This window comes from Alicyclobacillus acidocaldarius subsp. acidocaldarius DSM 446 (assembly GCF_000024285.1).
GTDB classification, from domain to species: domain Bacteria; phylum Bacillota; class Bacilli; order Alicyclobacillales; family Alicyclobacillaceae; genus Alicyclobacillus; species Alicyclobacillus acidocaldarius.
Window position 1 is genome coordinate 61,562 of the sequence record NC_013205.1, and the last position, 22,756, is coordinate 84,317.

Annotated in this window: 17 protein-coding genes and 1 CRISPR repeat array; of the genes, 11 read left to right on the plus strand and 6 right to left on the minus strand. The window is 64.0% G+C overall.

Annotated features, from left to right (window positions below; all coding sequences use genetic code 11):
• Positions 1 to 10 precede the first annotated feature (10 nt).
• A complete protein-coding gene (locus tag AACI_RS00270) occupies positions 11 to 1,024 on the plus strand; it encodes a LacI family DNA-binding transcriptional regulator (RefSeq protein WP_012809508.1) in 1,014 nt (337 codons plus the stop codon).
• Entirely contained in the window at positions 1,021 to 1,572 is a 552-nt protein-coding gene (locus tag AACI_RS00275) for a glycerol-3-phosphate responsive antiterminator (protein ID WP_012809509.1), read from the plus strand. Before AACI_RS00270 ends, AACI_RS00275 begins: the two co-directional genes overlap by 4 nt.
• Before the next feature lie 20 nt (positions 1,573 to 1,592).
• On the opposite strand, the gene AACI_RS00280 is transcribed toward AACI_RS00275, so the two are convergent.
• Together AACI_RS00280 and AACI_RS00285 are read right to left on the minus strand one after the other, a co-directional pair.
• Positions 1,593 to 3,314, minus strand: coding sequence for an MFS transporter (locus AACI_RS00280; protein WP_012809510.1), 1,722 nt, complete (start codon positions 3,312 to 3,314; stop codon positions 1,593 to 1,595).
• A complete protein-coding gene (locus AACI_RS00285) occupies positions 3,311 to 3,784 on the minus strand; it encodes a helix-turn-helix domain-containing protein (RefSeq protein ID WP_012809511.1) in 474 nt (157 codons plus the stop codon). The genes AACI_RS00280 and AACI_RS00285 overlap by 4 nt, the downstream gene beginning before the upstream one ends.
• Positions 3,785 to 3,978: 194 nt before the next feature.
• Positions 3,979 to 5,338: a CRISPR direct-repeat array (repeat unit 37 nt; unit sequence GCTTCAATGGGGCCGCCGACGATCTCGGCGGATTAAC).
• A 439-nt stretch (positions 5,339 to 5,777) separates the two neighbouring features.
• On the opposite strand from AACI_RS00285, the gene AACI_RS00290 reads away from it, so the two are divergent.
• The 9 genes from AACI_RS00290 to AACI_RS00330 all read left to right on the plus strand — a co-directional run bounded on the left by AACI_RS00290 (position 5,778) and on the right by AACI_RS00330 (position 17,455).
• Complete coding sequence (locus AACI_RS00290; RefSeq protein ID WP_012809512.1) at positions 5,778 to 6,761, plus strand: inorganic phosphate transporter; 984 nt, start codon at positions 5,778 to 5,780, stop codon at positions 6,759 to 6,761.
• The gene (locus AACI_RS00295; RefSeq protein ID WP_012809513.1) at positions 6,758 to 7,393 is read left to right on the plus strand and encodes a DUF47 domain-containing protein; all 636 of its coding nucleotides are present in this window, start codon (positions 6,758 to 6,760) and stop codon (positions 7,391 to 7,393) included. The genes AACI_RS00290 and AACI_RS00295 overlap by 4 nt, the downstream gene beginning before the upstream one ends.
• A gap of 200 nt (positions 7,394 to 7,593) precedes the next feature.
• The gene (gene glpK / locus AACI_RS00300; RefSeq protein ID WP_012809514.1) at positions 7,594 to 9,099 is read left to right on the plus strand and encodes a glycerol kinase GlpK; all 1,506 of its coding nucleotides are present in this window, start codon (positions 7,594 to 7,596) and stop codon (positions 9,097 to 9,099) included.
• 153 nt (positions 9,100 to 9,252) lie between these two features.
• Positions 9,253 to 10,947 (plus strand): glycerol-3-phosphate dehydrogenase/oxidase, encoded by a 1,695-nt coding sequence (locus AACI_RS00305; RefSeq protein ID WP_012809515.1) that lies wholly within the window; start codon positions 9,253 to 9,255, stop codon positions 10,945 to 10,947.
• Positions 10,948 to 11,137: 190 nt separating this feature from the next.
• Positions 11,138 to 13,018 carry a S53 family peptidase gene (locus tag AACI_RS00310; protein WP_012809516.1) on the plus strand — a complete coding sequence of 627 codons (1,881 nt, stop codon included), beginning with the start codon at positions 11,138 to 11,140 and terminating at the stop codon, positions 13,016 to 13,018.
• Positions 13,019 to 13,149: 131 nt separating this feature from the next.
• Positions 13,150 to 13,854: a GntR family transcriptional regulator gene (locus AACI_RS00315; protein WP_012809517.1), complete on the plus strand. Its 705-nt coding sequence runs from the start codon at positions 13,150 to 13,152 to the stop codon at positions 13,852 to 13,854.
• A gap of 24 nt (positions 13,855 to 13,878) precedes the next feature.
• Positions 13,879 to 14,646, plus strand: a complete 768-nt coding sequence (locus tag AACI_RS00320; protein ID WP_012809518.1) for an SDR family NAD(P)-dependent oxidoreductase — start codon at positions 13,879 to 13,881, stop codon at positions 14,644 to 14,646.
• A gap of 11 nt (positions 14,647 to 14,657) precedes the next feature.
• Positions 14,658 to 16,730 carry an alpha-glucuronidase gene (locus AACI_RS00325; protein ID WP_012809519.1) on the plus strand — a complete coding sequence of 691 codons (2,073 nt, stop codon included), beginning with the start codon at positions 14,658 to 14,660 and terminating at the stop codon, positions 16,728 to 16,730.
• 62 nt (positions 16,731 to 16,792) lie between these two features.
• The gene (locus AACI_RS00330; protein WP_012809520.1) at positions 16,793 to 17,455 is read left to right on the plus strand and encodes a DUF2306 domain-containing protein; all 663 of its coding nucleotides are present in this window, start codon (positions 16,793 to 16,795) and stop codon (positions 17,453 to 17,455) included.
• A gap of 74 nt (positions 17,456 to 17,529) precedes the next feature.
• Here AACI_RS00330 and mctP read toward each other — a convergent pair whose 3' ends face one another.
• From mctP to AACI_RS00350, 4 genes are all read right to left on the minus strand, one after another.
• Entirely contained in the window at positions 17,530 to 19,041 is a 1,512-nt protein-coding gene (gene mctP / locus AACI_RS00335; protein ID WP_012809521.1) for a monocarboxylate uptake permease MctP, read from the minus strand.
• Between the two features lie 18 nt (positions 19,042 to 19,059).
• The gene (locus AACI_RS00340; RefSeq protein ID WP_008337877.1) at positions 19,060 to 19,272 is read right to left on the minus strand and encodes a DUF3311 domain-containing protein; all 213 of its coding nucleotides are present in this window, start codon (positions 19,270 to 19,272) and stop codon (positions 19,060 to 19,062) included.
• A gap of 237 nt (positions 19,273 to 19,509) precedes the next feature.
• Positions 19,510 to 21,204 (minus strand): two-component system sensor histidine kinase NtrB, encoded by a 1,695-nt coding sequence (locus AACI_RS00345; RefSeq protein ID WP_012809522.1) that lies wholly within the window; start codon positions 21,202 to 21,204, stop codon positions 19,510 to 19,512.
• A 293-nt stretch (positions 21,205 to 21,497) separates the two neighbouring features.
• A complete protein-coding gene (locus tag AACI_RS00350; protein WP_012809523.1) occupies positions 21,498 to 22,694 on the minus strand; it encodes a glycosyltransferase in 1,197 nt (398 codons plus the stop codon).
• Positions 22,695 to 22,756: the final 62 nt, after the last annotated feature.

A 22,756-nucleotide genomic window follows, 5' to 3' on the forward strand; every position in this document is an offset into this window, starting at 1 on the left:
GGATTTCTGCGTGGCCACGGTGAAGGACATCGCGCGGCTGGCCGGGGTGTCGCCCACGACCGTATCCTGGGCACTGAACGGCAAGCGCGTGAGCGAGGAGTCGCTGCGCAAAGTGCTCGAAGCCGCGCGCGAACTCAACTATCACCCCAAGATGAGCGCTCGAAGTCTGCGCGCGGGCAAGGTGTTTTCCATCGGATTTTACATCGTCAATCCGAGTCTGGATCCTCGCTTGAACGGCTATTTGTTTCCCATGCTCGCGGGCATTTCGAAGGTCCTCGCCGAGGACAACTACGCCATGCAGTTCGATATCGTCACGCCCGACAAACTCGATATGTTAGCCAAGAAAGCGCTCGAACATTCTGTCGACGGCATGCTCGTGCTGCCCCAGTTCGCGGGCGTGACGGAGCGGTTGCTGAAGGAGCTGCCCGAGAAGTTTCCCGTGGTCTACATGCAACAGGATCCGGCGGCCAGTCCCGACCATTGCGTCGTGATCGATCAGGCCGCGGGCGTGGAACTCGCCATTCGACATCTGTACGATCTCGGCCATCGCGCCATCGGCGTCATCGCAGGCCCCGCAGAACACGTGGACAATGTGCTTCGCCTGCGGGCGGTGCAGGCGGTGTTTCGCGATCTCGGCCTCAGCTGGCGCGAGGAGTGGGTGGCGCACGGGCAGTTCGACATGGAGAGCGGCGAGGTGGGCATGCGCCGGATCTTGGAGGCGCCGGATCGCCCGACGGCGGTCTTCTGCTTCAACGACTACATGGCCATCGGCGCGCTGCGCGCGGCGGCGAGCGCGGGCCTACGGGTCCCAGACGATATCTCCATCCTCGGCTTCGACGACACGGACGTGGCGGAGGCGAGCACGCCCGCGCTGACCACCATTCAGCAGCCGGTGTTTCAGCAGGGCCAGCAGGCGGCCGCCATGCTCATGCGGCTCATCAAAGGGGAGGAGTTGCCCAAGCAGGTGGAGCGCATCCGGCCGGTCGTGATTGAGCGGTCGTCCGCGGAGCGGAGGCGGGCATGAATCCGTTCGAGGGCCGGCGCGTGCTGCCCGCCGTGCGCAGCCTGAAGGACTTCGAGGAGCTCATGCAGGGGCCGCATCCGGTCGTGGTGCTCTTGGAGACGAATCTCACTGCGCTGCCGAGCTTGATGCGCATGGCGAACAAGGCCGGCAAGCGGCTCATCCTCCATGCGGATCTGATCCAGGGGCTGAAGCACGACGAGGCGGGCACCCAGTTTTTGTGCCAGATGATCCGGCCATATGGCATCATCTCTACGCATGCGAGCGTGATCGCGACGGCGAAGAAGCAGGGCGTGATCGCCATCCAGCGCGTGTTTCTCATCGATTCGCACAGCCTGCGCACAAGCTATCGCGTGTTGCAGCAGGCGAAGCCGGACTTCCTGGAAGTTCTGCCTGGCGTGGTGCCGCAGCTCATTGCGGAGATTCGTGAGCAGACGGGCCTGCCCGTGCTCGCGGGGGGATTTGTGCGGACGAAGGAGGACGTGGAGCGGGCCGTCGCGGCCGGCGCGACGGCGGTGACCACCTCCGTGAAGGCGCTGTGGCAGCTGTGAGGGCGGATGGCGCGGGGCGCTCACTTGGCGACGCGCTCCGCTTCGCGCGGCGACATGGCCTGAGGCTCTTGGTACGTGCCTCGAAATATTGATGCCACCGCGCCAATCACCATGAGGATCGCCGAGATGACAAACGCCAGCGCGAGGCCGGTGTGGAAAGGCGGCGAGATGAGCGTCGGGAAGAAGTGCTTGCCCGTGATGGCGGCTACTTGCGATGCAGGCAGCTTGCTGAGCACGTTCAGGCCGTTTGGGCCGAGCAGGGATTCGAGCGGATTGTACCCGAGGAGCGCCGCGAAGAGCGACGAGGTGGGCGGAAGTTTCGCGATGGCCTCCGCCGCCTTGACGGGCACGCCGTGCGCCGTGAGCCCCGACACCAGCGCCTGCGGCAGCTTCGCCGCGAGTCCGGCCACCACGATGGAGAAGAAAATGCCCATGCTCATCATTTGCCCCGCGTTGTTGAAGGTGGAGCGCATGCCGGATGCCACGCCCCGGTACTGAGCCGGCACGGAGCTCATGATGGAGGCGTTGTTCGGCGACGCAAACAGTCCCATCCCCACGCCGATGACGAAGATATCCGCCCAGAACGCAAAGCGGTTGAAATCGATAGGAAGTGCGGCGAGCAGCAAAAATCCCACTGCGCTCACCAGAAGGCCGCCCGTGGCGAAGGCGCGCTGCCCGAACTTGTCGGACAGGTAACCGCTGAGTGGCCCGGCGGCGAGAAATCCCACCATCTGCGGCAGCGTGTAGAGCCCCGCGATGAGCGGCGTGTTCTCGTACGACACGCCGTGCAACGGCAGGTAGATCCCCTGCAGCCAGATGATGAGCATGAAGCTCAGGCCACCTCGCGCGAGCGAACCCATGAACAGCGCCACGTTGCCCAGCGTGAACGGCCGAATGCGGAACAACTCCAGGCGAAACAGCGGATCCGGCATGCGCCGCTCGATCACGCCGAACACGCCGAGCATCACCACGCCGCCGATGAAGAGCGCAAGGACCATCGGCGATGTCCAGCCCATGCTGTGGCCCCCGTACGGCATGATGCCGTAGGTCAGCGCGAGCATCAGGGCCAGCACGCCGAGGGCCAAGGTCGCGTTGCCGGGGATGTCGAGTTTCGCGTCGCGCTGCGGTTTTGCCATCTCCTTCAGCATCAGGTACGCCCACACGGTGCCGATGATCCCGATGGGCACATTGACGAGGAACACGTACCGCCAATGCCCGGTCGAGGCGAGGATCCCACCCAGCACGAGACCCACGACGCTGCCCGCCACCGCTGCAATTTGGTTCAGGCCAAGCGCAAGACCGCGTTGGTTGTTGGGAAACGCGTCGGTCAGAATAGCGGCGCTGTTGGAAAAGAGGAACGCGCCGCCAATGCCCTGGATCATGCGGAAAATGATGAGTTCCAGTTCTCCTGCCCTGCCGTGGCTCCAGGTCAGCGAGCAGAGGACAGAGCCGACGGTGAACACGAGGAAGCCCAAATTGTAAAGGCGAACGCGGCCGAACATGTCGGACAATCGGCCGAACGTCACGAGCAGCACCGTCGTCGCCACGTTGAAGCCCATCAGGACCCACAGCAACAAACTCGTCTGGCCGCTCTGCAGCGGATTGACCTGAATCCCTGCAAAGATGACCGGCAGCGCGATGATGAGAATGGTGCCATTGATGGAAGCCATTAGCACGCCAAGCGTGGTGTTGGAGAGCGCTATCCACTTGTAAGCAGGGCTTCTCGCATCCAAAATTCTCACTCACCCTCTTGGTCTGGAAATCCAACCGTCCTTGTCGCGGCCTCTTCGCGCTCAAGCCGGGCCCGAATGCGCGCCAATCGGTCCATGTAATGCTCGCGCATGGACCCAAGTCTCAACATCTTTTCGTCGATGTGGCGAACCACGTCCTCAAGCAAGCGCACCGATTCCGAAAGCATTTGCACGTTGTGTTCGGGCTCGTGACCTTCTGCGATGCGCGCCCGATATGCCTTCAACTGGTCTTCTGTGGAGAGAATGGACCGAATCTCTTGCAGCGAATAGCCCAGGGCTTCCTTGAGGCGAAGAATGTGTTCGATGCGTTCAATGGTGTCTTCGTCATAGACTCGGTGTCCGCCCGGTGTTCGCGGAACCTCAGGAATGAGACCCTTCTCTTCATAATAATGGAGTGTGCGCGGCGTGATGCCCAATCTTTCCGCCACGGCCTCCACAGTCCATGCTTTGTCGCGATCCATCTTCCACCTCCTCATCTTCTGCCGCACCCCAGTGTACGCCAATCGGAAGCTAACGTCAACGTGAGGTTTAAGAGGGCCGTCAAACTGGGTACCTCATCAGGTAAAAGGAACGCCTAACTCGGCGCCAGGCGGGGCCGCCGAGGATCTCGGCGGATTAACGAAGCGCTGGCGAGGATGCTTACTGGGATGAACTTGCTTCAATGGGGCCGCCGACGATTTCGGCGGATTAACGAGAAGTCGAGGAGCAGTTTGCGCATCGGATTCGGGCTTCAATGGGGCCGCCGACGATCTCGGCGGATTAACCCAATGCTTACATGAGAGACACCACATGTAGTGCGCGCTTCAATGGGGCCGCCGACGATCTCGGCGGATTAACTGCGGGTTCGCGCCGAGCGCCTTCAGCGTGGCGTTGCTTCAATGGGGCCGCCGACGATCTCGGCGGATTAACCCCCGTGCCCGTCGTGTGGACAATGTTATCGCCCGCGCTTCAATGGGGCCGCCGACGATCTCGGCGGATTAACTGGGCATGTCCAAAGCATGTGACTGACGCGCCACGGCTTCAATGGGGCCGCCGACGATCTCGGCGGATTAACGTTGCACAGGCGGAGGTGTCCGCGCCCGAAGTGGCGTGGCTTCAATGGGGCCGCCGACGATCTCGGCGGATTAACTGCCACCGCCGTCTGCGAATGGTCCGCACCAAGTCGTCGCTTCAATGGGGCCGCCGACGATCTCGGCGGATTAACATCGGTGCAGCATGCGGATCATCCTCGACGGCAAGCTTCAATGGGGCCGCCGACGATCTCGGCGGATTAACTCTACCATAAGCGCATATTGTGTAACATTTGATGTGCTTCAATGGGGCCGCCGACGATCTCGGCGGATTAACGTCGGCATGTCACTGCACTCCCATTTCCGGCGGCGTATGCTTCAATGGGGCCGCCGACGATCTCGGCGGATTAACTACAGATTACAAGACTGTCGTGGATCTTCCAGTTGGTGCTTCAATGGGGCCGCCGACGATCTCGGCGGATTAACGACCATTCCGATAAACCAAATGCCTATGGCTAGCCAGCTTCAATGGGGCCGCCGACGATCTCGGCGGATTAACACCCGCTGACCCAGGGCACGCCGATGTACCAGCGGATCGCTTCAATGGGGCCGCCGACGATCTCGGCGGATTAACTTAGGTTACGATAAATACAATAAACCGTTCAAAGAAAAGCTTCAATGGGGCCGCCGACGATCTCGGCGGATTAACATTGATACTGTAGCAACTTTAACACAACCTATCATTGCTTCAATGGGGCCGCCGACGATCTCGGCGGATTAACACTCGTGGTCGGTTGTGGTCTATCTCGGCTACGATGAGGCTTCAATGGGGCCGCCGACGATCTCGGCGGATTAACAATCGTGATGTTGTTCGGCACATCGGGATTGAGGAAGCTTCAATGGGGCCGCCGACGATCTCGGCGGATTAACCCCCCTACTCGCATTAGGTCAACTCAACAGGCGCAATCGCTTCAATGGGGCCGCCGACGATCTCGGCGGATTAACGCTATCCTCCAGAGCCCCGCTCCTGACGCGGTTTTCCGGGCGCAAATCGCGAACCCCTCTGAAGAGGGCTTGTCTCACGTCTTCCAACTGCCCTAATCATACCCTCTCACCGCCAAAAAATCCAGTCCCCATGCGGAATGTTCGCATTTCGCGAACCCCCTGGGTTTTCGCCATCGATCCAGGTTCGCGCCGTGTGCGTGAGTACCGCCTCCGCAAGCGTCCTCGGTCGATGTACACCTGAACTGCTGACGCGAGCCCGTGTCGCGGTGCGTCACGACGCGACTCACTCAAAGCGCCTCGTCCACAATCCCATCCCAGAAGATTATGGCTTATGGTTCATCACAAATGCTCCAAAAACACGTTCTCAAGCCGCCCTTCGCGCGCTATAATAACTTTTCTACTCCCGGTCTCAACTGAGATGCAAGGGGGTGGCCGATGGATGAGTGTGCTCTTGGCATATGCTCTCTTAGCTATCTTTGCGGCTCTCTCCGGATTGAACGACGGAGGCAATTTGCTCGCTGTGCTCTCGAGTTCGCGAATTCTGCCTGTGGCGGTCGTGATCGCCGAGATGGGCACGTGCATGCTTGCGGCTCCGTTCCTCGTCGGAACACGCGTGGCGCACACCATTGGCGCGGGGATCCTGCCGCTTCCCGAACTCAGCCTGCCAGTGGTGACGGCGGCGCTCGTGGCGACGCTCGTGACGCTGGCCGCCTGTTATTTGTCAAACGTGCCTACGAGTATCACGTTCGCGCTCGTGGGCGCGATGGGCGGTGTCGGCGCGGTGATGCTTGGTATGAATCGGGTTCACTGGGCGAGCGTCGGGCGAGTGGCTGGATCGCTCGTCATGAGCGTGGTGTTGGCAGGGGCTGCGGGATACGCGGCTCACTTCGCCGCCAGGGTCCTCCTGGGACGTGTGTCGGCGCGAGCGGGACGGGCGGCGCTTTGGACGGAGATAGCGACATCCGCTTGCGTATGCATAGGATACGGCGCAAACGATGCGGAGAAGACGCTGGGACTTTTGGCGCTCGTGACGGGCGTGTCGCATCATCACGGCACATTTCACGTGGCGCCGTGGATGGTCGGGTTCTCGACCGCGGCCTTTCTGGTGGGACTGCTCGTCGGCGGCTGGCGCGTGGCTCGCACCATTCAGGGCCACGTCTTTCGCATCCGGCCCATTCACGCCGTCATGAATGAATTTGCCACCGCGGCCGTCGTGATCGCGGCCTCAAGCCTGGGCGGGCCGGTGAGCACGACGCAGGCGCTCGACAGCTCGCTCGTGGGTGTGGGGGCGAGCGCGCACGCGCGGCGGGTGCGGTGGCGCGTGGTGCGGAAGATGGCCGGGGTGTGGCTCATGACCATGCCGCTGGCGTTTCTCGTCGGATGTGTGACGGGACAACTGTTTGTTTGGGGGGGATATCGATGAGCAAGCTGGCGCAGTGGCTTCGCCCGCATGAATCGAGGTTTTTCGCGCTCCTGGAGGCGCAGGCGCGGCAGGCACAACGAGGTGTGCATCTGCTCGGCGAGATCGTGGAGATGAAGCCGGGTGAGGCCGAGCTGCGCCGGTATGCGGAGCGGATGCGCGTGCTGGAGCAGGAGGGCGACGCCATTCGGCGGAACGTGATCGAGGAACTCATCCGCAGCTTCATGACGCCGATGGATCGGGAGGACATCTACGATCTCTCCCGCAGCCTGGACGACATCCTCGACTACGCACATACGACGGTGCAGGAGTTTCTGGTGTATGCCATTCCGTTTGAGCCCGCCATTCACGAGATGGCCGGAGCGCTGAAGGAAGGCGTGGATGCGCTGGCCGAGGCGGTGGCTGGGCTCGTGAAGCCGGGGCCCTCGGTGCACGCCGCGATTGTGCGGGCGAAGAAGATGGAGAACCGAATGGAGGAACTGTATCGGGAGTCGAACGCCGAGCTGTTTCTGAGCCAGGACGTGCACCACATCTTCCGAATGCGCGAGGTGTACCGCCACCTGAGCAACGCCGCGGACCGGCTCGATCGCGCCGCGGACATGGTGGGGAGCATCTTGATCAAGGGGTTGGGGTGAGGGGGTGGCCCGTGACGGCCCGCAGCCCAACTGAAACCCTTTACACGAAGCGCGCGGGTGCGGTACAGTGGAGGCAAGTTGAAAGCTTTGCCTCTGAGCGTCTGAGACGGCGGCAATGACGCGTGGTTCTCCATGCGGACTTTGTCCGCCGTTTGTTTGTATCTCGCAGCGACTCATTCGGTGTTTTTGTGGAGGGTGCCATGGACGCTCGAACGTTTATCCTCGCCTTCGACCAAGGCACAACCAGCTCCCGCGCGATTCTGTTCGATCGCGCCGGGCGCATTCACAGCATCGCCCAGAAGGAGTTCACCCAGATCTATCCGAAGCCCGGCTGGGTCGAACATGACCCGATGGAGATCTGGGGCACGCAGAGCGGCGTCGCGCGAGAGGTGCTCGAGAAGGCCGCCGTGTCCCCGGAACAGGTGGCGGCCATCGGGATCACCAACCAGCGCGAGACCACGGTGGTGTGGGACAAGGAGACCGGCAAGCCTGTCTACAACGCCATCGTCTGGCAGGATCGCCGCACGGCCGATATCTGCGATGAGCTGAAGGCGGCCGGTCACGCCGATGCCATCCGCGACAAGACGGGCCTTGTCATCGACGCCTACTTCTCCGGCACGAAGATCAAATGGATTCTCGATCACGTCGAGGGCGCCCGCGAGCGCGCCGAGCGAGGAGAGTTGCTTTTCGGTACCATCGACACCTGGCTTGTGTGGAACCTGACGCGCGGCAAGGTCCACGTGACGGACTACACGAACGCGTCGCGCACGATGCTCTTCAACATTCACACGCTCGATTGGGACGACGATCTCCTCAAGCTGCTCGGCATCCCGCGCGCCATGCTGCCTGAGGTCCGGCCCTCCTCGTCCATCTACGGCCACACCGATGAACACACGTTTGGCGGCGCGAACATTCCCATCGCCGGGATCGCAGGAGATCAACAGGCGGCGCTCTTTGGGCAGACGTGCTTCGAACCGGGTATGGTCAAGAACACGTACGGCACCGGCTGCTTCATGCTCATGAACACAGGCGAGAAGCCCGTGGCGTCGCCGTCCGGGCTGCTGACGACCATTGCCTGGGGGCTCGACGGCAAAGTCACGTATGCGCTTGAGGGAAGCGTCTTCATCGCGGGCGCAGCGATTCAGTGGCTGCGCGACGGGCTGCGCTTCTTCGATGCGGCGGCCGACTCGGAATACTTTGCGAGCAAGGTGGAGGACACAGGCGGCGTGTACGTTGTGCCGGCGTTCGCCGGCCTCGGTGCGCCGTATTGGGACATGTACGCTCGCGGCGCCATCTTCGGCTTGACACGCGGAACCCGCAAGGAGCACATCATCCGCGCTACGCTCGATTCGCTCGCGTACCAGACGAAAGACATCCTCGACGCGATGCAGAGGGACTCTGGCATCGAGCTCAAATCGCTCCGGGTCGATGGCGGCGCGGTGGCGAACAACCTGCTCATGCAGTTCCAGGCGGACATTCTCGGCGTGCCGGTGGAGCGGCCGCGGATCACCGAGTCCACGGCGCTTGGCGCGGCGTATCTCGCCGGGCTCGCGGTGGGGTTCTGGTCCAAGGACGAGATCGCCCGGAGCGGAGACATCGAGCGCCGTTTCGATCCACAGATGGACGCGGAAACACGGGCGCGCCTGTATCGCGGATGGCAGCGCGCCGTGGAGCGCACGATGGGTTGGGCGCAGGAGGACATCTGACGGCTCGTGGATCCGCGCCTTCGCGGACGGTATAATGAACTTGACAAGTTCATCAAGCATGGTTGAGATGATGAGAAAACCACAGGTCAGGTGCCGGAAGGGCGCTTGGTTTGTGGTTTTTTCTCTTGTTCGGACGCAAAGGAGGCACATGAGATGGCGGAGGGGCGGTTTTCGATCGCGGCGAGATCGGCCATCAAAGCAGAGATGGCCGGCGAGCCGTTGGATCTGCTCATCATCGGCGGCGGCATCACGGGGGCGGGCATCCTGCTCGATGCGACGGCGCGGGGCATGAAGGCGGCCCTCGTCGAGATGCAGGACTTCGCCGCAGGCACGTCCAATCGGTCGACGAAGCTCGTGCACGGCGGCCTGCGGTATCTGAAGCAGTTTGAGGTGGGGCTTGTGGCCGAAGTGGGCAAGGAACGCGCCATCGTCTACGAGAACGGCCCGCACATCACGACGCCCGTGTGGATGCTGTTGCCCATCATCGAGGGCGGCACGTACGGGTGGCTGGCGACGAGCGTGGGCATCTACATCTACGACAAGCTCGCGGGCGTCAAGCGATCCGAGCGGCGCAAGATGCTGAGCGCCGAGCAGGCGCTTGAGATCGAGCCGCTGCTGCGCCGAGAGGGACTGAAGGGCGCCGGCTATTATGTCGAATACCGGACGGACGACGCGCGCCTCACGCTTGAGATTCTGAAGAAGGCGGTGGAGATGAGCGGGCTTGCGCTCAACTACGCGAAGGCCACCGGCTTCCTCTACGATCACGGCCGCGTCGCGGGTGCCGAGGTCGAAGACGTGCTCTCCGGCGAGACTTTCATCGTTCGGGCGAAGAAGGTCGTCAACGCCACCGGCCCCTGGGTCGATGAACTCCGGGAGAAGGACGGATCGAAATCCGGCAAGACGCTGCACCACACCAAGGGCGTGCACATCGTGGTGGATGGCAAGCGGTTTCCGCTGCGCAATTCCGTGTACTTCGACGTGCCCGATGGGCGCATGGTCTTCGCCATTCCGCGCGACGGCAAGACCTACATCGGCACCACCGACACGGATTACCACGGCGATCTCGTCCATCCGCGCATGACCAAGGCGGATCGCGATTATCTCATCGACTGCGTGAACTCCATGTTCCCAAGCGTCAAGCTGACGGCGGCGGACATCGAGAGCAGTTGGGCGGGCGTTCGGCCGCTCATCCACGAGGAAGGCAAAGATCCGTCCGAGATCTCGCGCAAGGACGAGGTGTTTGTCTCGCCGTCCGGGCTTCTCACCATCGCGGGTGGCAAGCTCACCGGCTACCGCAAGATGGCCGAGAAGGTGGTCGACATGGTGGCGCGCGATCTCGCCGAAGACGGCCGGCGCTTCGGACCGTGCACCACGGACAAGATCCCGTATTCGGGCGGGGATTTCGGCGGATCGGACAAGATGCCGGCGTTTGTCGAGGATCGCGTGCAGCGCGGCGTGAAGCTCGGCCTGGCGGAGGAGGACGCGAGGCGCCTCGCCCGCCGCTATGGCACCAACGTCGATCTCGTCTTCAACCTGCTCGCGTCCGGGCGCGATCGCGCAGAGGCGCATGGGCTGAGGCTGGATGTGTACGCGGAATTGGAGTACGGCCTGCGGCACGAGATGGTGGCGACGCCGTCCGACTTCTTCATCCGTCGGACGGGCGCGCTGTACTTCGACATCGACTGGGTGCGGGAGAACCAGAACGCCGTCATCCGGTACATGGCGGCGGCGTGCGGCTGGAGCGAAGAAGAAACCGAGCGGCACGCGCGGGAACTCCAAGCGCGCGTGCTGGAGGCAACCACGGTGGAAGAAGACATCCCCGCATCGGGCAATCTCGTGGGGGCGTGAGGATGGCCTGGCGAGTTCTCGCCTTGAGCCTCGGCGCGATGGAAGGGCGGCGCAAAGTCGAGCGAGTTGCGACTTGCGCCGCTTTCCTGCTTTTTCTACAAAAATCGATGCATTTCGTTGCAGGAATCCTCACCGCCGTTGCCGAATCCATCCCGCGCAAGCTTCGATTCGGACGTCAGGGGGCGTTCTTGTGGGACTGTGGAAAAGACTGGCTTTTGGGCTCCCGGCCGCGCTCGGCATGCTGGCCGTCGGGGTGCCGACCATGGACGCGGACGCTGTGCAGGCGGCGCCGCTCGCGAATCCGTCGACGGAAAATGCGCAAGATCTGGGGCCTGCCAACGCGAGTCAGACCGTCACGGCGTCGGTCATTCTGCACGTGCAGAACCCGACGGCTTTGCAGAACTATATCCAGCAGACGGAGACGCCGGGCAGCGCGCAGTATCACAAGTTTTTGACGACGAGCCAATTTGCCGCGCAGTTCGCGCCGTCGGATCAGACCATCCAGCAAATCGAGCAGGAGCTTGAGCAGTACGGCCTGCAGGTGGTGAACGTCAGCGCGGATCACCTGGATCTCCAGGTGCAAGGGACCATCCAGCAGTTTGATCACGCGTTCAACACCGTGATCGACCTGTTCAAGGCAAACGGCCAGGTGTTCCGCGCGCCGAAGAAGCCGCCGCAGATTCCGGTGGCGCTCCTCACCAACGTGCTCGCGGTGGTGGGCCTCGATACGGCGAACGCGGCGCAGTCGCTCACCGTAAAGACGCCGCATGTGTCGGGGATGCCGTCTCCTAAAGCGGTGCTGCCGCAAGGAGGCAGCACGGCGACGGGCACGCCGGGGAGCTACACCGTCGGCGATACGGCGAACCGGTACGACGTCAATCCGCTCTATCAAAAAGGCATCACCGGCAAGGGCGAGACAGTCGGCATTGTCACGCTTTCGAGCTTTAACCCACAGGACGCCTACACCTACTGGAAGGGCATCGGGCTGCACGTCGCGCAAAACCGCATTCAGATGGTGAACGTCGACGGCGGCGGGCAGATGGACGATGGGTCGGTCGAGACGGCGCTCGACGTCGAGCAGGCGGGGGGCATCGCGCCAGACGCCAACGTCGTGGTGTACGACGCGCCCAATACGGATCAGGGCTTTATCGACGCGTTCTACCAAGCGGTCTCCGACAACCAGGTGGACTCCTTGTCCGTGAGCTGGGGGCAGCCGGAGATCGACTATTTGCCTCAGATGAACCAGGGCCAGTCGTACGTCGACGAGCTGCTCGCCTTCACACAGGCGTTCATGGAGGCGGCGGCACAGGGCATCTCCGTCTATGCTGCCGCCGGAGATTCGGGTGCGTACGATACCGCTCGCGATTTCCCGCCCTCGCAGGGATTCTCCACGCCTCTGACGGTTGACTTCCCGGCGTCGGATCCGTTCGTCACGGCCGCGGGTGGCACGACGGTACCGTTTTCCGCCACGTTTTCGCTCGGCAAAGTCAACATCACGCAGGAGCAGCCGTGGTCGTGGCAGTATTTGCAGAATCTCGGCTATCAAGGCCTGTTCCCCATCGGGACAGGCGGCGGCGTGAGCGTCATCTTCCCGCGCCCGTGGTATCAAAATGGCGTGAGCGGCGTCCAGAACAGCGCGGCCAACCAGGCCTTCACCGACTCGCAGGGCGTGCTGTACGGCTCTCCCTTCACCTACAACCTGCCAAGCAACTACCCGGGCCGCAACCTGCCGGACGTCTCGATGGACGCGGATCCGGAGACGGGCTATCTCGTGTACTGGAGCGCAGGGGGCGGCTGGCTGGCGGGCTACGGTGGCACGAGCTTTGTGGCGCCGCAGCTGAACGGCATCACGGCGCTCATCGATCAGTACGTCGGCGGCCGAGTCGGATTCCTCGACCCGGTCTTCTACCAACTCATGCAGCAGAATGGGTACGGCGCGAATCAGCCGTTCAACGACTTGACGACGGGGAACAACTGGTATTGGTCCGCGGTGCCCGGGTACGATCGGGCCTCCGGAATTGGCACGCCGAACGTCGCCAACCTGGCGCAGGCCATCAAGTCGATGGGTTGAGATGGATCACCTCGGAGGCGCCGCTGGCTTCTGAGTCGGCGGCGCGCAATGGGTAGATGAATACGGCGTTGCTTGGGTATACAAGTATACGGTAAAATACCATCGACGTGGGACTGCGAGGAGGTGGAGACGTGATCGCGGGTGTGACCTACGGTGTGGCCAAAAAGACGCTCGGAGAACAGGCGTACGAGGTCATCCGCGAGGAGATCTTGTCGCTTCGGCTGCATCCGGGGCAGACGGTGTACGAGTCGGACTTCACGCGCATGTTGAACATGAGCCGCACGCCGGTGCGCGAAGCGGTGCGCGCGCTTGCGATGGAGCGGCTCATTGAGGTGCTGCCCCAGCGGGGCATGAAGGTGGCTTTGATTTCGGAGCGGCAGGTGGAAGAGACCCGATTCGTCCGGGAGAGCCTGGAGCTTTCGGTCATCCGCCGCGTCGCGGAGGACGTCGCGCAGGATGCGTCGGTCCGCGCCCGGCTGGAGAGGGAGATGGCGAGATCGCTCCAAGATCAGCGGGAGGCGGCCGAAGCGGGGGACGCGCTTCAATTTATGCACGCGGACGATGCGTTTCACCAGATTTTTCTGCAGCACTTCGACAATGAGACGCTCACGGCCATCGTGGCGCAGATGCGTGGGCATCTCAACCGGGTGCGGATGTTGTCGCTGTTCGAGCCCGAGCGGATGAAGCGGCTCGTCGGGGAGCACGAGCGCGTCGCCGAGGCCGTGCTTTCGGGCAATGCCGACCGGTCCGCGGAGGCGATGCATCATCACCTGGCGAAGCTGATGGAGGATCTGCCAGGGATCAAAGCCCGGCATCCGGCGTTCTTTGGCCCCTGACCGGCGCGTGAGGAGGTCCTGAGCATGCGGTTACAAGATAAGGTGGCGCTCGTCACCGGCGGCGGGCGGGGCATCGGAGCCGCGATTGCGCGCCGATTCGCGCAGGAGGGTGCGGACGTCTGCCTTGTGAGCCGGACGGAGGCTGAGCTCGAGGCGCAGGCGCAGTGGATTGCGTCGCAAACGGGGCGCGCCGCGTTGCCGGTCGTGTGCGACGTGTCGAATCCGGCGGACGTCGAGCGCGCGGTCGCGGCGGCCGAGGAGCGATTTGGCCGGATCGACATTCTGGTCAACGCGGCGGGCATCTCCGTGGCGGCCCCGTCCACGGATCTCTCCTTCGATCGATGGAAGGCGTGCTTGAACATCAACCTCGACGGCACGTTTTTGTTCTGCCAGGCGGTGGGGCGCGGCATGATTGCGCGCGGGCAGGGCGGAAAAATCATCAACATCACGTCTGTCGTCGCGCACGCGGGCATCCCGGAGCGGGCGACGTATGCGGCGAGCAAGGGCGGCGTGCGCCAGCTCACGCAGGCGCTCGCGGTGGAGTGGGCGAAGCACAACATCCAGGTGAACGCCATCAGTCCGGGCTTCATCATGACGGAGATTGTGCGCGATTACATCCGGCGCGGCATTCACAAGCCGGAGAAGCTCGTCGCGCGCATCCCGGCCGGCCGTATGGGCCAACCCGACGACATCGCGGGCCCCGCGGTGTTTCTCGCCTCAAGCGATTCCGACTACGTCACGGGCACCATTCTCATCGCCGATGGCGGTTTTCTCGCCAACGGCTACGTGTGAGGTGAAGCGCCTTGACGAACATCCCTGAGGGCGATCTCGACTACCGCGCTTGGTTGCAGGAGAGCCCGCTGCCCCGCGCCGTGCCGGAAGCGGCGCGGCGGATGGCGGTGTACGGCCCGGCGGATGATCCGCTCCTTTGCACCGCGGCGGCGGAGTGGGGGCGCGCGGTCCGCGCGGCGTGCGGGGAAAGCCCGGCGCGCTTGGCGAGAGACCCGGGCGGTGCGCCGAGTGTGCCTTGCGTCGCCATGGGGCTATTGTCGGCGATGCCACGCGGGCTTCGCGAGGCCGCGCAGGCTGCGCTCGCCGGCGCGCCTTCGGACGAGGCCTACGCCATCTTGCCGGTGGATGGGCAAGGCGTCGCAGTCGTCTCGCGGACGCCCGCCGGTGTGCTGTACGGCGTGTTCCACCTCATCCGCCGCCTGCGGCTCGGCGAACCGCTCCACGAGCCTTGCGTCTCCTCACCCAAGAACGCCTGGCGGATGCTGGATCACTGGGACAACGCCGACGGCACGATTGAGCGCGGGTACGCGGGGAAATCGCTGTTTTACCGCGGTGGTCAAATCGATTTTGACGAGGGGCGCGTACGGGATTACGCGCGGCTTTTGGCGTCTGTCGGCGTGAACGCCATCGCCATCAACAACGTCAACGTGCACGAGACCGAGACGCGCTTCCTCACCGAGGCGCATCTGCCGGGCGTCGCGCGGCTGGCCGACGTGTTTCGCCCGTACGGCATCCGGGTGTTCCTCAGCATCAACTTCGCGAGCCCCGTCGATCTCGGCGACCTGCCGACCGCGGATCCGCTCGATCCGCGCGTTGAGGACTGGTGGCGCGCGACGGCGGATCGCATCTACCGGCACATCCCGGACTTCGGCGGCTTCCTCGTGAAAGCGGACTCCGAGTTCCGGCCCGGTCCCTTCACCTACGGGCGCGATCATGCCGACGGCGCGAACATGCTCGCCCGAGCGCTGGCGCCTCACGGCGGCGTGGTCATCTGGCGGGCCTTCGTGTACAACTGCCTCATGGACTGGCGGGACCGGCGCGCCGACCGCGCCCGGGCGGCGTACGATCACTTCGTGCCGCTCGACGGCCGCTTCCTGGACAACGTCCTGATTCAGATCAAGAACGGGCCGATGGACTTTCAGGTGCGCGAGCCGGTCTCGCCGCTCTTCGGCGGGCTTTCTGCGACGAACGTGATGCTCGAGTTCCAGATCACGCAGGAGTACACCGGCCAGCAGCGCCACGTGTGCTATCTCGCGCCGATGTGGAAAGAGGTGCTCGACTTCGACACGCACGCGCGCGGGCCGGGATCGACGGTGGCCGAGATCGCGAGCGGCAGGTTGTTCGGGCGGCCGCACGGCGGCGTGGCGGGCGTCGCGAACGTGGGCGACGATGTCAACTGGACGGGGCACTCGCTGGCGCAGGCGAACCTGTACGCGTTCGGCCGACTCGCTTGGGATCCGTCGCTCGATCCCGCCGGGATCGCGCGGGAGTGGGCGCGGCTCACGTACGGCGACGATCCGGATGTCGTCCGCACGGTGGTGGGCATCCTCATGGCCTCCTGGCCGGCGTACGAGGCGTACACCGCGCCGCTCGGCGTGGGCTGGATGGTGAACCCCGGCCACCACGACGGGCCCAATCCGGAGGGCTACGAGTACTCAAAATGGGGCACGTACCACTACGCGGATTGGCGAGGTGTCGGCGTGGATCGGACGATGGCCACGGGCACGGGCTACACCGGCCAGTACCACGAGCCGATGCGAAGCCTGTACGAGCACCTGGAGACGTGCCCCGACGAGCTTCTCCTCTTCTTCCATCATGTGCCGTACACGCACGTGCTCCACTCCGGGAAGACGGTCATTCAGCACATCTACGACGCGCACTTCGACGGCGTCGAGGCGGTGGCCTGGATGATCGAGGCGTGGCGGCGGCTTCAGGGGCGGATCGATCCCGTCCGCTTCGAGCGCGTCCTCGCGCGGCTCGAGGATCAGATGCAGCGCGCCGTCGAGTGGCGGGACGTGATCAACACGTACTTTTATCGAAAGTGTGGCATTCCCGACGCACGGGGGCTCCACATCTACCCGTGAGCAGGGATTCAAGCCATCGGCCGAGAAGGATACGGCGGACCTTGGCCGATGGAGGGGTTTCTGTGGCGTCGTCTCGAACGAGGAAGAGGCTCGGGTGGGTTGGCGGAGCCGTCTTCTTGGCGGCCGCGCTTTACGTCGTGTACATGGCCTACGCGAGCTTCATCGCGGATCCGGGGGATGTGTCGTTCCTCGCGCACAAGACGAGCCTTCATCGCCATCTGTCGCACGGGGCGTGGCTCGTCGCCCTTCACGTTCACGTCGCGAGCGCACTCGTCGCCATCCTGGCGGGCGCGCTGAATTTCGGCTGGACGCGGGCCCGCGCGCACCCGGTGCTGCATCGCGCCGTGGGCTATCTGTACCTCGCGGGCGTCCTCGGCGTCGACGGGACGAGCGGTTATCTCGCGCCGGAGGCGACGGGCGGCGAGGTGGTCACCGTCGCCTTCAATTTGCTGAACGTGTACTGGCTCGTGGCGGCGTTTTGGGTGTACTGGATGGCACGAAAGCGCCGCCCTGACGCGCACAGGCGCTGGGCCGTGCGAAGCTATGTGTTTCTCGACACCAACGCGCTGAACCGCGGATTCACCTGGCTCAGCGTGCACGTCGCGGGGCTCCCGTTTGCCACGGCGTACACCATGGCCGTCTGCCTGAGTATTGCGATGAACGTTGCACTGGGCGAGGTTCTCGCCCGAACCTTGTACCCCTGCACCTCGGCGCGCCGCGCATGAGAATCTGGCGTGTGCAAAACGAAACGGGGCCCGCGGGTGGGGCCCCGTTTTTGCGCGATGGGTTGTGGCCACCTTCAGGCGGACGCCTCCACGTCCACGCGGTAGTCGGACGGGCTCGTCTCGTCTTCGCCGTTCGACAGGCCCATGGCCCGGAAGATGGCGCTGAAGACGACCGCAATGACGATATTGACAATGAGCGCCCAGATGCCGGCGTACGCGGTCACGCCGCCCACGGTGTAGCTCGTGGACTGGTAGCCGGTGCTCGCCCACATGAGGACGCCGAGCACGATACCCACCAGCCAGCCGAGGAACAGCCCGCGGCGGTGGAACCAGCGCGTGAACAGGCCGAACACGACCGTCGGCAGCGTCTGCAGGATGAGGATGCCGCCCACCTGCTGCATGCTGATGGCGTACTGCTGCGGAAATCCGAGGATGAAGACGAGCGCCAGCAGGATGATGATGAGCGACACGATCTTCGCCACGCGCGCCTCGTTCTCATGCGAGGCATTTGGCACGAAGAACGCCTTGTAGATGTTGCGCGTGAACAGGTTGGCCGATGCGATGGACATGATGGCCGCAGGAACCAGCGCGCCGATGCCGATGGCGGCGAAGCCAAACCCTGCGAACCAGGTCGGGAACTCCTTCAGGAACAGGAGCGGAACGGCCTCGCTCGTCGATTTCGTGTGAACGCCTGCGGCGAGCGCCATGTAACCGAGCAGCGCGATGATGCCGAGCGCGAACGAGTAGGCCGGCAGGAGCGCCATGTTCCGCTTCACCACGCGGCGGCTGGAGGCGCTGAACACGCCCGTGACCGCGTGCGGGTAGAGGAACAGCGCGAGCGCGGAACCCAGTGCGAGCGTCCCGTACGTCGCGTACAGCTTCGGCGACAGCGCGATGGAACCCGGCGGATGGTGCTTCGCGAGCGCCGCGGCGGACGCGTGGAAGATAGGCCCGAACCCGCCGAGCTTGATGGGGATGAGGATGACGGCCACGATGATGGTGATGTAGATCATCAGGTCTTTGACGATCGCGATCATCGCCGGCGCGCGCAGGCCGCTCGTGTAGGCGAACAGAGCCAGAATGATGAACGCGATGATGAGCGGCCAGCTGCCTGGGATGCCCATGGCCGTGATGACGGCCTGCATGCCCGTGAGCTGCAGGGCGATGTACGGAATGGTCGCCACGATACCTGTCAGCGCCACGGCGAAGGACAGCAGGCGATCCCCGTAGCGCCCCTGCACGAAGTCGGAGGCGGTGACGTAGCCTTTCGATCTCGCGACGGACCAGAATCTCGGCAGAATCAACAGGAAGATGGGATAGACGACCGTGGTGTACGGCACGGCGTAAAAGCCGAGCGCGCCTTTTCCATACATGAGTCCCGGCACGGCGATGAAGGTATAGGCGGTGTACAGATCTCCACCCACGAGGAACCACGTGATGAGCGTTCCGAATCGGCGCCCGGCGAGTCCCCATTCCTCCAGGTGGGACAGGTCACCGCGCCGCCATCTCGCGGCGACAAAGCCGAGAACGGCGACAAAGAGAAAGAAAATAATAAAAATAGAGAACGCAGTCCAGTTGATCTGCATGCGCTCACCCCCTTACCCTCAGTCGTCCTTGAGGATGTTGTACAAAAATGCGGTGATGATGGCCGCGATGATGATCCAGAGCATCTGGTACCAGTAGAAGTACGGGATGCCCCACAACTCCGGCTTGAGCGATCCGTACAGGCCCGGAAACAGCGATCCGATGACGGGTGCGAGGATGAGCAGGTACCACCACCGCTTCGCTTTCGTGGACGGCTTCTGCGTGTCGTTCACCGTGTGCACCTCCCTTCGAATTGGCTGGCGCTTGCCCATGTAAACAACCGATTGTTTGTCTCTCCGGCTGTCAGCGCTTACAGATGGGCAGCTCGTCATCATTTATAAGCTACGACAGGCTTGTCTGTCAAAGACATGCGTTGGAAAGATGGTGGGCGTTGGTCGCACGCCAGGTTCTGTCCGACACAAGGGGCAGGCGCCCCGCCCAGCGCGTGGAGAGGGCGCGTCACGAGCGCGTCACCTGCGGGATATCGGAAGGCGCACTTCTACCGCGGTGCCGATGGGTGCCTCGGTGCGGCGAATGTGGATCTGGCCGCCGTGCTGTTGCACGATGCGATGCACCACCATCAGCCCGAGGCCCGTCCCCTTTTCCTTCGTGTGGTACAGCGGCTCGCCGAGGTGCTCGAGTACTGAGTCCGGAATGCCTGGCCCCGTGTCCTGGATGTGCACGATGGCCTCGGCCTCCGTCGACGTGACCCACAGAACCACTCGTCCTCGGGTTTCCGCGGCCGCCTCGATGGCGTTTCGCAGGAGGTGAACCATCATTTGCCGCAATTGGCCTGGGTGGCCGAGCACCTGGGCCGGCGGCAGCGGGCCGAGATCGACCGGGACGCCTCGTTCGAGGGCGAGCGGTTCGCACGCTCCGATGGCGGCGCGGGCCATCTCGGCGAGATCGCACGGAATGGGTTTGAAGGCCTCGGGCCTGGCGAGGACCATGAGGGAATCGGTCACGTCCTTCATCCGCTCGAGCTCGCCCCAGATGGCCTCGTATGCGCCGGGCGCGAGTTCGTCGAACTGCGAGCGAAACAATTGCACAAAACCCATCACGGTCGTCAAAGGGTTGCGAAACTCGTGCGCGATGCTCGCGGCGAGCTGGCCGACGGCTTCGAGCCGCTCATCGCGCAGGCGGCTGGCTTCACGCCGGAGGCGCGGCGCAAGGTCGCGGGCTTGGAGGATGTAGCTCGGGGAATGGGTGCCCGAGCGGATGAGCGTCAGGCGCAGCGCCACGTTGACGCGCACGTCGTCAATCTCAAGCGCCACATCGTGCTCCTGGCCGTCTGCGCCAGCCGGCGTGAAGAGTTCGTCGAAGCGGGCGAAGTCTTCGGGCGCGACGAGATCGAACACGGAGCGGCCGACGAGGGATTCGCGGCTGAGCCCGGCGGAGGCGAGGAAGCCGGGAGACGCGAAGGTGATCTCGCCGCTCGGCGCAGCGATGAGGACGAGATCGGCCGAGTTCTCGGCGATGACCCGGTACGTCTGGCGAGCCGACTCACACTCGTCGGCGAGCCGCGCGTGGGCGCGGGATAACCAGAGAAAGCTCAAAAACAGCGCCGCGGTGGGAAGCGTGACGGCCCAATCCGCTTCGTGCGCGGAGAGAAGCGAGGCGAGCGACGCGGGAATGAGGAGTGCCGCTGGGTGAAGGCCGCGAAGCGCCCCAAATGCCGCGCCGAGCCGCCGCATTGAGCCGTGAAAGCACGCGAGGGCTGTGAGGCGCGCGAGTTCGAACAGGACGGCGGCGAGGGCGGATCGAATCAAGTAGGGCAGAAAGAGCGCGTGGCGAAGCGCGGCGTAAGCCGGGACGAGCGCGAGTTGGTGCGTGCCGAGCGAGATGAGAAGGCGCCTCAGGTGTGCGCCCGTGAGCTTGCCGTCGACAGAACGAAGGAATGCCGCGATGACGCTGAACAAGATGGTGGTGCTCGCCGCCCAGAAACCGAATTGATCGGCCGCCCACACATAGCAGAAGACGGACGTGGACCACTGCCGCCCGCCGGGAAGCTGGAGGGGGAAGAATTCCAGCCCGCACGCGACGGCGATGAGGATCCACAGAAGGCTTTGGGTCTGTCCGTACAAGCCCCAGGCTGCGCAGAAGGGCACCGTGAGCCCAATGGCGAGCAGGGCGTAGGGATAGGCGCGGCGAAAATCGTGGTTCAACGCAGCATGCGCTCCTTTGTGCGGCGAGAGATTGGGCGGATCGGCGGGTTGTCGACAAGCCCCCTAAAAGCACAGGAAGAATCGGGACGAAGCCCCGATTCTTCCGCGCCGGTCAAGATGTCGAGTGATGCCAATCTGCCTTGCATGTCGAAGTGTAGCGCACGGCGGCCGCGTTGGAAAGCGAAAGATGTCGAAACAAAGGGACAGGCGTCGAGATGAGGCGGAGACGTTAGGTTTCGACTACCTGCTGCGCGGGGCTCAGGCGCCGCGCGGCAGTCGCCACAGAACACCCGTCACGGGCGGCGCATTTCGTACGGCCGACCCTTCCAGTGATCGCCCGTGCGGAGCCAGAACCGCCTGGCGGAGTCGAGGGTCATGAGGGTGTACAGGACGCCGGCCAAGGGAAGCAGGGCGGATCGCGCCGGAGACAGGCGGTACCACCGGAGCATCGGCACGAAGGTCGAGGCGAGGATGGCGTACGCGAGCCCGCCAAGGCACAAAGCGGCGAGGCTCCCCGGCGCGCCCGCCAGAAGACCCACGAGGCCGGCGATTGCGGCAGCGGGTGGCACGGCGTACAAGAGGAGCATGCCGAGGGCGGTGCCCAAGAGGAGCACGGTGGAGAACCGCAGCTGCACGAACGCGGTGCGCGCAATCATCCGCCAGATTTCGCCGAGGGTTCCGTACGCCCGCACGCTCACCACGTCGTCGCCAAGCCCGAGCCAGAGGCGCCCGCCGCCATCCGCCACGAGCCGAGCGAGCGCACAGTCGTCGATCACGGCGTCGCGAATGGCCTCAAGCCCCGGGGGCGTGGGCAACAGGCGGCGCCTGACGAGCACGCATCCGCCCGCCGCGGCCGCGGTCCTTCGCCTAGGGTGAGCGACCCACGCGAACGGGTACAGCTTCGCGAAGAAGTAGACGAACGCTGGAATGAGGAGCTTTTCCCATGCGCTCTCGGCCCTGAGCCGAACCATGAGCGAGACGAGGTCCAACCCGTCTCGCTCGGCCCGCGCCACGAGGGCCTGGACGCTCGTCGGTGAATGCGAGATGTCCGCGTCCGTGAACAGCACGTACGCCGCATCGTCCGGCACGTGCCTGAGACCATTCTGCATGGCCCACACCTTGCCCGCCCACCCAGGCGGAAGCGCATCCGCGCGCACCACGCGCAGACGATGCGCGAGCCTAAGCTCCGACGCAAGGCGCTCGGCCACCTCCGCCGTGCCGTCTGTGCTGTGATCGTCCACGAGCACGACGTGGAACTCACCGGGGTACGCCTGCGAGAGAAGCGTCGGAAGCGTCCTCGGCAAGACGTCCGCCTCGTTGCGCGCGGGCACCACGGCCCACACGGCCGGCCACGCGCGGGGCGCCCTGGCCTCGGCCGCCATCCTTGCGGTGTTCATGGAGAGCGCCGTGCGCCAATAGAAGCCGCGCCCGAAAAGCAGGAAGATCCACGCCGCGAGGCTTACGGCCGCGGCCCAAGCCAGCGCCGTCATGGGGCAACGCTCCTTCCTTCGCGGCGCCTATCGCCGCGTTGTCCAACGATGCCTGTACAATT

Bases quoted from the DNA above. Each gene is read 5' to 3' on its own strand.
- AACI_RS00275 (WP_012809509.1), top strand. From the start codon at position 1,021: ATGAATCCGTTCGAGGGCCGGCGCGTGCTGCCCGCCGTGCGCAGCCTG.
- AACI_RS00285 (WP_012809511.1), bottom strand. From the start codon at position 3,784: ATGGATCGCGACAAAGCATGGACTGTGGAGGCCGTGGCGGAAAGATTG.
- AACI_RS00290 (WP_012809512.1), top strand. From the start codon at position 5,778: ATGAGTGTGCTCTTGGCATATGCTCTCTTAGCTATCTTTGCGGCTCTC.
- AACI_RS00295 (WP_012809513.1), top strand. From the start codon at position 6,758: ATGAGCAAGCTGGCGCAGTGGCTTCGCCCGCATGAATCGAGGTTTTTC.
- glpK (WP_012809514.1), top strand. From the start codon at position 7,594: ATGGACGCTCGAACGTTTATCCTCGCCTTCGACCAAGGCACAACCAGC.
- AACI_RS00305 (WP_012809515.1), top strand. From the start codon at position 9,253: ATGGCGGAGGGGCGGTTTTCGATCGCGGCGAGATCGGCCATCAAAGCA.
- AACI_RS00320 (WP_012809518.1), top strand. From the start codon at position 13,879: ATGCGGTTACAAGATAAGGTGGCGCTCGTCACCGGCGGCGGGCGGGGC.
- mctP (WP_012809521.1), bottom strand. From the start codon at position 19,041: ATGCAGATCAACTGGACTGCGTTCTCTATTTTTATTATTTTCTTTCTC.
- AACI_RS00350 (WP_012809523.1), bottom strand. From the start codon at position 22,694: ATGACGGCGCTGGCTTGGGCCGCGGCCGTAAGCCTCGCGGCGTGGATC.